General features: G+C 47.9%; 10 protein-coding genes. 2 read left to right on the top strand and 8 right to left on the bottom strand.

The window, feature by feature from the left end; genetic code table 11:
- The first annotated feature begins 618 nt into the window (after nt 1-618).
- Nucleotides 619-1,929, top strand: coding sequence for a serine/threonine-protein kinase (locus Q0J75_RS12825; protein WP_297202079.1), 1,311 nt, complete (start codon nt 619-621; stop codon nt 1,927-1,929).
- A gap of 125 nt (nt 1,930-2,054) precedes the next feature.
- Here Q0J75_RS12825 and Q0J75_RS12820 read toward each other — a convergent pair whose 3' ends face one another.
- The 7 genes from Q0J75_RS12820 to Q0J75_RS12790 all read right to left on the bottom strand — a co-directional run bounded on the left by Q0J75_RS12820 (nt 2,055) and on the right by Q0J75_RS12790 (nt 6,623).
- Nucleotides 2,055-2,321, bottom strand: a complete 267-nt coding sequence (locus Q0J75_RS12820) for a phage holin family protein (RefSeq protein ID WP_297202076.1) — start codon at nt 2,319-2,321, stop codon at nt 2,055-2,057.
- Nucleotides 2,322-2,331: 10 nt separating this feature from the next.
- Nucleotides 2,332-2,931: a hypothetical protein gene (locus tag Q0J75_RS12815; protein ID WP_297202074.1), complete on the bottom strand. Its 600-nt coding sequence runs from the start codon at nt 2,929-2,931 to the stop codon at nt 2,332-2,334.
- Nucleotides 2,932-2,989: 58 nt separating this feature from the next.
- Entirely contained in the window at nt 2,990-3,484 is a 495-nt protein-coding gene (locus Q0J75_RS12810; RefSeq protein ID WP_297202071.1) for a single-stranded DNA-binding protein, read from the bottom strand.
- The gene (locus Q0J75_RS12805) at nt 3,474-3,731 is read right to left on the bottom strand and encodes a hypothetical protein (RefSeq protein ID WP_297202068.1); all 258 of its coding nucleotides are present in this window, start codon (nt 3,729-3,731) and stop codon (nt 3,474-3,476) included. Before Q0J75_RS12805 ends, Q0J75_RS12810 begins: the two co-directional genes overlap by 11 nt.
- Entirely contained in the window at nt 3,718-3,927 is a 210-nt protein-coding gene (locus tag Q0J75_RS12800; RefSeq protein ID WP_297202065.1) for a hypothetical protein, read from the bottom strand. Before Q0J75_RS12800 ends, Q0J75_RS12805 begins: the two co-directional genes overlap by 14 nt.
- Nucleotides 3,928-3,992: 65 nt before the next feature.
- Nucleotides 3,993-4,844: a 3-keto-5-aminohexanoate cleavage protein gene (locus Q0J75_RS12795; protein ID WP_297202059.1), complete on the bottom strand. Its 852-nt coding sequence runs from the start codon at nt 4,842-4,844 to the stop codon at nt 3,993-3,995.
- Nucleotides 4,845-5,228: 384 nt separating this feature from the next.
- Complete coding sequence (locus Q0J75_RS12790) at nt 5,229-6,623, bottom strand: sigma-54 interaction domain-containing protein (RefSeq protein WP_297202057.1); 1,395 nt, start codon at nt 6,621-6,623, stop codon at nt 5,229-5,231.
- A 298-nt stretch (nt 6,624-6,921) separates the two neighbouring features.
- Here Q0J75_RS12790 and Q0J75_RS12785 point away from each other — a divergent pair.
- A protein-coding gene (locus Q0J75_RS12785) for an IS5 family transposase (protein ID WP_297202054.1) occupies nt 6,922-7,681 on the top strand; the annotation gives its coding sequence in 2 pieces (ribosomal slippage) (nt 6,922-7,191 and nt 7,193-7,681; 759 coding nt in all).
- Between the two features lie 429 nt (nt 7,682-8,110).
- On the opposite strand, the gene Q0J75_RS12780 is transcribed toward Q0J75_RS12785, so the two are convergent.
- On the bottom strand, nt 8,111-8,641 hold a 531-nt coding region (locus Q0J75_RS12780; RefSeq protein WP_297202050.1), incomplete at its 5' end, for a C40 family peptidase.

The raw sequence follows: 8,641 nt of genomic DNA, 5'->3' as shown, positions 1-8,641 counted from the left end.
CATGCACTTCCTCAGACTCTTATAGTTTGGCAGAGACATTTTACCCTGACAAGTCGCCGACTGTTTTTACGCTTACCGTCTTACAGGGGTCCTGCGCAGAAACCCCGAAAATAAAAATTCCCCCTTATAGGATTTTGCACCATCCTATAAGAGGGAATTTTCATAATCTTATCTGTGTACAGATAGGTCGTATTTGAAATACGGCCTAATAAGTAAAAGTTCTATTATGTAAAATTGTACATCTTAGCAATAATGGAAAGCTACATGATTCTAATTTGGGTCCGTACCAATATGGACAAAGCAATTTATATTTTAACCAAAGCTTCTGTTGTATATTTTATGCTGACCTACTAATTAATAGAGTTATATCACATTTTTAGTTATAAATTCAATATTGAACTTTATCAATATGTTTAAATTGTAGAAAACCAGTGGTATGATATTGCTATCTTACTTAATTAATCAAAAGGTGGTAGTATAATGCTTGAATTTGATGAAATGCAAAATTATATAGCTTCCATATTCCGCGAGAACGAAAAGATTTTGAACTTGTAGAATAAAACATCTTTACGATAGCAACAACTGATAAACAATAAGACGGAGGCACAAAATCAAAAAATGAGTAAGCAAGAATTGGTTGGCAAGCAGACTAAAAATGCTATGGGATTGGTGTCTGCCAAGTTACAAAAAGGAACCACAGTCAAAACCGCATTTGATGAATATACGCTTATAAAGCAAGTTGGTTCTGGTGGAAATGGTCGCGTGTTTTCTGCTCAAAACGAGGATGGTGAATCTGTTGCGATTAAGTTTGTTGAGCGAAATATTTCACCCTCTAAGCTTAAAAGATTCAAGAACGAGATATTCTTTTGTGAACGTCATAAGCATAAAAATATTGTTGAAATTTGGGATCGAGGATACGCCGTTTTGGATGATATAGAGTATGTGTATTATGTAATGCCGTTATATGCTGAAACACTACGCGATAAGATAAAAGAAAAACTCACTCCAGAACAAGCTATGGACATTTTTATCGGGTTGATTGAGGGCTTAGATTATGCTCACCAAAATGGAACAATACACAGAGATATAAAACCGGAAAATATCATGTTTAAAACTAATAGCTTTGAGCCAATCATCTGTGATTTTGGAATTGCGCATTTTACTGAGAATGAGTTGCTAACCGTCGTTGAAACTAAAAAAGGCGACAGAATGGCTAACTTCCAATACGCCGCACCAGAACAACGGACTAAAGGTGGACAAACAACTCCTCAGACAGATATTTATGCTGTTGCGCTAATTCTGAACGAAATGTTTACTGGCGAAATTCCTCAGGCAGCAGATTATAAAACTATAGGGTCAGTTTTTCCAGAATATAAGTTTATGGATGATGTGTTTGCTCTGTTATTTAAGCAAAACCCATCGGATCGGTTGTATCCTGAAATAGAAATTCTTGGAGAAATGAAACTCCGTGCAGACCAGTATAGGAGAGAACAAGAGAAGCTCAAAATTCAAAATGCTGTAGATAAACTGATCAATCCAGCTCGGTTCAAAACATCTATTGTAAATAAAACATACCGTAATAGCGCTCTTGTGTTTATCATGGATAGAGATATCCCTCAGGATTGGTATCAGATTATGATAGGAGAGCACTTTAGTCATACCTCCGTGGTTGATTACAAACCGCACAACCTGAAAAAAGGTGCAGAGAATGAACTTTGTATGCCTTTGTGTGGAAATGAAACCGAATTTACATTAACAAACATTGTTTCTTATATGTCTGAATGGATTTTGATTGTCAATGAGATTTATTCGAACAGTCTAAAACAGAAGGCTCAGGAAGCACAGCGTAAGAAGGAGGCGGAAAGAAAAGCTGCCATCCAAAAAATCGAAAAAGAAAACACACTTGCAGCTATAATCAGGAATTTATAACAAAGCAAAACAACTTATTGAAACACAGCAAGGAAATAGCCTCTTTTCCGGAGCATATGTGAACTGTCCTCGCTTTTCCGTGTAGATACTGCCCCCCTCCGGTTTCCCGGAGGGGGGTTCATCCTCTATTCCTCTTTCCCGGCGATCCCGTCCCCGGCCTCTTCCACCTTCTGCTCCAATGCCGCGATCATCTTTCTGAGCCACCCGGGCACCGGCGCGCCCAGTGCCCCGGCGTTTTCGATGATACTCCCCGCCTCGGTGAGGATGTACCAGATGACCACCAGAGGGCACAGCAGTACTGTGTAGGCAAAGGGCAGCTCCACCCCCGGCAGGTTGGCCAGCAGGTGCCCAATGACCACATCCAAAATCCCGGCCACGATGACGGCCACCACACTGCCCAGCTTAAGTAATGCATCGCCTTAGTTCATCTTCTCCGAGTGTGCTCTGAAGCCGCCCGTACTCTTCGTCGGTCAGTCTCACCCATCCATATTGTCCGTACTTGTGCCGCACCTTCTGTTCCAGTGGAGCTGGCCTGCGGCCGCGTCCAACAGGTGGTGGTCCCTCCTCTGGTTCCGGCGGTGTGCCGGGGCCGCACTCGTAAGGCGTTGCAACTGTCTCTCGCTCGTTGTAGCGGCCGGCCAGGTACTCTCGAAAGCGGTCACACTTGACCGCCCGTATCTCGGCCAGCAGGGGCTTATCCAGCTTCTCCGAGGCGTTCCAGTTGTAGCGATACCAGTTGAGCACCAGAAGCTCCTTTGTGGGAGCACTGTATCGAATAACGTTGTGCGCCCCGTCCAGCCGCTTCAGGAGGCGTTCTGCGGTATCGGTGTTGTACCCAAGCTCATGGGCAATCTGTTTAATGCTGACCTCATAGCAGCCGCAGAGATTGGTGTGAGGATTTGTCAGGCACCAGAGGTATCCGTATTTATCCTCCGGGGTGAAGTCATCCTCTACCTTTCCGTCCATCCAGAAGTTCGTGCTAATAAGGCGTCCTTTTGCCACACTTACTTCACCTCCTTACGGGAAGCGGGCCGCCGCCAGGGGAAGCAGCCCGCTTTGGTCAGAACGGCAATTCTCCATCGTCTTCATCCAACTCCGTGAAGTCGGACGCCGGGTATCCTCCAGAGGGAGGGCCGCCGTAGCCAGCCGCTTGCGGAGCGTATCCGCCCGGCGGTCCGCCGTAGCCACCATACCCTCCGTATGCCTGCTGCTGTAGCGAGCTATCTCCGTCCCTCTTGGAGTCTCCAAAGTAGATATTGTCGGCGATGATTTCGGTAGAGCGGCGCTTGTTGCCATCCCGATCCTGCCAGTCCCGATTCTGGAGCCGCCCTTCCACAACGGCCATCCGTCCCTTGGTAAAGAATCGAGAAACAAACTCAGCCGAATTTCGCCAGGCCACAATGTCGAAGAAGTCAGTAACCTTCTCTCCGGTCTGTTTGTCCTTGAAGTCCCGCTCGACCGCCAGAGAGAAAGATGCGACTGGGGTTCCAGACTGGGTACGCCGAAGCTCCGGGTCTCGGGTCAGACGGCCCATGATGATGGTCCTATTCAGCATTGTCCTCGCCCTCCGGCGTTTCTCCCTCGACCCTGGTGATCAGCACGCGGCTCCTGGCCGCGAGGATGGCCTTCATAACCGTGTTGATGCTGTACTTGTTCTCATCCGAAAGGGTCGCCTCAAGCACATCCCGCTCCGTCTCGGCTCGGACGAGTTCCTCGTAGCGGTCCTGTGGTACCAGGACAAAGCCCGGATCCAGCATCAGGTCAGCGACCAGCTCCGCAGGGGTTTTCTTATCGTTTTCCATGGTTAGCTCCTTTCTCAGCTCGAATGATATTGACATAGTTCTCCGTCAGCGCGGTATAGAGATTCAATCCGTTTGTAAGCGCAATAATGATAACGCTGATAATGCTGCTATATAAAATACTCCAGCCCTTGTAGACCGCTGCGGTCAGGAACACCAGAGCAACAATAATCCCGCCAAGTCCAATGGCAAACGACATGGATATTCTCCTCCGTCAAGACATTTTTCACATACTGCTTCAGTACAACGCCAGCAGTTAAGCACTCACTTTTTAAGACCCAGGATCTCGCGCGCCTCGTCCGGCGTGGCTACCTCACAGCCGTACTCCTCTACTACACGGCGGGCCCGAGCAATCAGCTGCATGTTGCTTTCGGCGAGAACGCCCTTCTTGTAGAGCACATTATCCTCCATTCCCACCCGGATATGACCGCCTGCCGCGATAGCGGTATACATAATTTCCATGGCACCCTTGCCCACACCGAAGGCACTCCAGGTGGAACCGGGGGCGACGCGCTCCAGGGTATTGCGCATGAAGATCAGGTCCTCAGCCGTAGCCGCGATGCCGCCCGCACAGCCCATACAGAACTGGAAATGGAGCGGTGCCTGCAGAATTCCCTTCTTCAGATAGTAACCCGCATCAAAAATCATGCCCGGGTCAAACACTTCAATCTCAGGCTTGACGCCGGCCTCCTGCATAGCCAGCCCCATCTTTTCCAAGAAGGGGGGATTGTTATTGAAAACCCCCATGTGCATCCAGTTCATCGTACCGCAGTCAAAGCTGGCCATTTCCGGCTTCAGAGTCTTAAAGGGCGCCATACGGTCCTCTTCTGAGTTGGCAATACCGCCAGCAGCCGTCAGATTCAGGATGATATCGCAGTCAGGATGACATCCATGGAGGGTATCCACGACCTGCTGAAATATCTCCACTTTCATAGAGTCATTGCCCTCCCGGTCCCGCACATGCACATGGGCCACCGCTGCTCCGATCTTCCAGCACTGGTAGATCTCCTCTGCAATCTCATCCGGCTGGAGCGGAACGTTGGGGTTGTTGGCCTTCTTGGGCCAGGCACCGGTGGTCGCCACAGTAATAATGCGCTTGTTCTTCAGATTGGACATATTAATTCCTTCCTTTCTTCATCTGGTTGCTCATAGAGAACATTTTTGACTTACAGCCACATACAAAGCAAGCGCCATGCCATTATTTCGCGCCGATTTTTTGTTTTTTTAATTAATAATTCGCGTTATATTTGTATATTTTACCGTATGTTTCTCTTTTTCGAGAATAATAAGTCTCAATATAAAGAATTTTGCTTTATATTGAGACAATACGTATCTCACTCAAGAGGAGTCTGTTGCAAAATGCAGTTTTCAGACCCGAGCGGAAATTTTTGCATTAAAAAAGTTAGCGAGAAACGCCGTCTTGACGGTTCTCGCTAACTTTTTCTTTGGCCTGATTTTTTAAAATTCTATTTTGCAACAGGCCCGCGTCTGAGAATGTATTTAATCGTAGGTCGTCCTTTGCCGCATATGATATTTGTTGATCTTTTTATACAACACACTCCGGTGGATCCCCAGATGATCCGCCGCTTTTGCCACATCTCCGTCGCAAGCCTTTAATACCGCCCGGATGTGTCCGGCCTCTGCCTGCTCCATTACCGCTTTCAGCGGAATCGTCAGGTCCGCCGGAAAATCTTGTAGAAATAGGGTCTCTCCTTCTGCGGGATGATTCTCCGAAAGAGCAGGTTCCTCTCCTGTAATCACATAGTTCCCCATGGCATTCCGTAGTTCCCTTATATTTCCAGGCCACAGGCAGCGCTGCAGCCTCTCCAAAAATGCGGGTGAAAGTTCTCTTTTCATACGGTGTTTCCGGTTAAATAGGCCGAGAAAATGCACTGCAAGGGCTCCGATATCCGCCGGTCGGTCCCTGAGAGGCGGAATCTCAACCGGTACCACGCACAGTCTGTAGTACAGATCTGCACGGAACTCCTTTGTCTTTACCATAGCCTTTAGATCCCGGTTGGTAGCAGCAATCACACGTACATTGGTCTTCTGATTTTTTGTACTGCCCACGCGCATGAACTCCCCGCTTTCCAAGACCCGGAGTAGTTTAGACTGGGCCATCAGAGACAACTCACCCACCTCATCCAAAAAAATGGTACCTCCGTCAGCAAGTTCAAAGATGCCCGCTTTCCCCTCTCGGCTTGCGCCAGTGAACGCTCCCTTCACATAGCCAAACAGTTCCGACTCAATTAGTTCATTGGGAATGGCAGCACAGTTGATCGACAAAAAGACCTCATTCCGACGCTGGCTGTTCTGCTGGATATAATTTGCTAAGACCTCCTTGCCGGTGCCCGACTCTCCTGTAAGCAGAATTGTAACGTCAGAATCACTATATCTTTTTAGACGGTGGATAATCTCCTCCATCAGTTTATCTTTGACGATCAATGGCGCAACTGCGGGGGCAGATGCACTCAGCATCTGTTTATACAGGGAACGGTAGCGATCAAGTTCTTTCTGTTGAGAAAGAATGGTCCCGACCTCATCGCTCCGGGTCACAACCATCATTATGGTATGATCGGAATCCATCACCGGAATGGATGTGGTAGCAATTTCCTCTCCCAAATTGTTGCGGTAAACTGCAAAGGCCTTCTTCCCCGTCCGTATGGCATCAGCGCTGGAGGAATGGGTGGTATACCCCTCCTCCTGTAGCTGGTAGATATCCATCCGGTGCAGTTGCTCAAATGAACAATTCAAAGCCCGCTCCGCCGCATCATTTGCATATAAAATACAGCCCTTACCATCTGTAACAAAAATATTGGAATTGCAATGATTCAGGATGGTATCATACTGCTCCACGCTCAATTCAGCCAAAGCAACTCGATTTTTCTGGTTCATAACAGAATCTTCCTTCCATCATCGCTGGTTTTTATGCATTATACAACAACCGCCGACACAAGTCCATCTTTCTCCTACAAACTATATGTTTCAAAAGCTCGGTAGCACCGCTAACTTTCAGAGAGATTGCTATGTGCTGTGGCAGAGTGCGCGGCAATCTTTCTTCTTTATCTCAGAACATTCATCAGATTTTCCAAAAAGATCCAATGCAGATCTGTTGACAAATTCCCTACAAACTTTAGGTCTTGTTTGAAAAATAAAAGTTGCATAATAGGAGGCAATATGTAAAACTAAGGGCATGAATCACTATGAGTTAACAAAAGAACAATGGGACCGGATCAAACCGATGCTGCCACCAGAAGAAACAGGAAAGCGAGGTCGTCCGCGTAAGGACAATCGGACGATGCTGAATGGAATGCTCTGGATTGTCCGAAGCGGCGCCCAGTGGCGGGAGCTGCCGGAGGCCTACGGCCCCTGGCAGTCAGTGTATGCCCGATTTGCCAAATGGCGGGATGATTGTACACTGGAAAGAGTATTTCACACACTTTCTGGGGATGCAGACATGGAGAAACCTGAGTGTAGACTCTACCTGCATAAAGGTACACGAAAGTGCCAATGGTGGGGAAAAAACGGCGAATAAGGCAGTTGGCCGCACCAGAGGCGGGCTGAATACAAAGATTCATGCTGTCGTGGATGGTCTGGGGAATCCTGTGGAGTTCCTTCTCTCAGCTGGAAATGACCACGATTCTGTTCACGCCGTTGAGCTATTGGAACAAGTCAAAATCACTGGAAGCAACATACTGGCAGACCGCGCTTACGGTGCGCAAGCCATCCGGGAATATATCTCAGGGCGTGGGGCCAGTTATGTGATTCCACCTCAGAAAAATGTTTCCCAGCCCTGGCCCATATATTGGCATCTGTACAAGGAGCGGCATCTGGTTGAGTGTTTCTTTCAGAAAATCAAATGGTTTCGGAGAGTCGCTACCAGATATGACAAATTGGATGTCTCTTTTCTGGCCTTCGTCTACCTTGCCGCTATTGCTATCTTGGTACTTTAGAACAAGACTACACTTTTTTCAAACAAGACCTAACCCTATATTGTAATCGGATTAAAGATATTCTAACTACAACGGAGGAATACCTTATCTCTGTTATGGTAACCTAAAAAGGGCAGCTAAGGCTATTTTATGATGCATCCAAACAAAATACAGGGCAGGAAAACAGCATTTCTCTCCTTATATTTCCCACAGTGCCAATACTGCCGCAAATTGCACGGATTAATGTAGGCGGCTTTGTCAACGAGATCAGCAAGCCATAGTCATCTGAGAGAAAATCGAAAGCTCCACACAGGTTTTCGGAGATCCATGGAAACGATGTTTAAGATTGCAGAGATACTGGAGATCCCAGTATCAAACTGTTTGAAGATTAAAAAATCTCACGGCGAGACCTCGTTCCAAAAGGAATTGCGTCTCACCGTGAGATTTATTTTATTCCCCGTAATACAGGGGGCGTCCGATAGAAGTAAAGCCCTCCAGGCCGGTGATGACCACATTGTTAGCTCCGCTGGCGCAGTGGACAATCAGCAGATTGCCGTTTTCGTCCCTGCCGCCTACAATACCAACATGAGTATCTTCTGGATAGAATACCAGATCGCCGGGCTGGGCCTCTTCCCAGGAGATAGAGGTACAGTAGGTGTGCTGCATATGAGCGCCGCCACCATGGCCGATAACATATTCGCCGTTGCTGACATTATAGAAAGTCCAGTCCACAAAGCCGGAACAGTCCAGCCCATAGGGCCGATAGGTGCCGGTTGTGGAGTTGCCGTCCGCCCACACCTTGGAGAGCTGCCCCCAGCGGGAGTCCCAGCCGAGAACCAGGGATTTTCCGCCCCAAAAGTAGTTGACCTTGCCCACCAGCTTGCAGGCGGTCTCCACCACCGCACGGCGCTCCGGGGAAAGATCCTCCGGGAGATTTTGCAGAAGTTCCACTGCGTCTGCCTGGGTGATAGCAAGATCCCC

Origin of the sequence: uncultured Flavonifractor sp. (assembly GCF_944385615.1) — a bacterium.
In the GTDB taxonomy this organism is placed as follows: domain Bacteria; phylum Bacillota; class Clostridia; order Oscillospirales; family Oscillospiraceae; genus Flavonifractor.
Note: the sequence above shows the minus strand (reverse complement) of the source record. Positions and strands in the feature narration are given on the sequence as shown.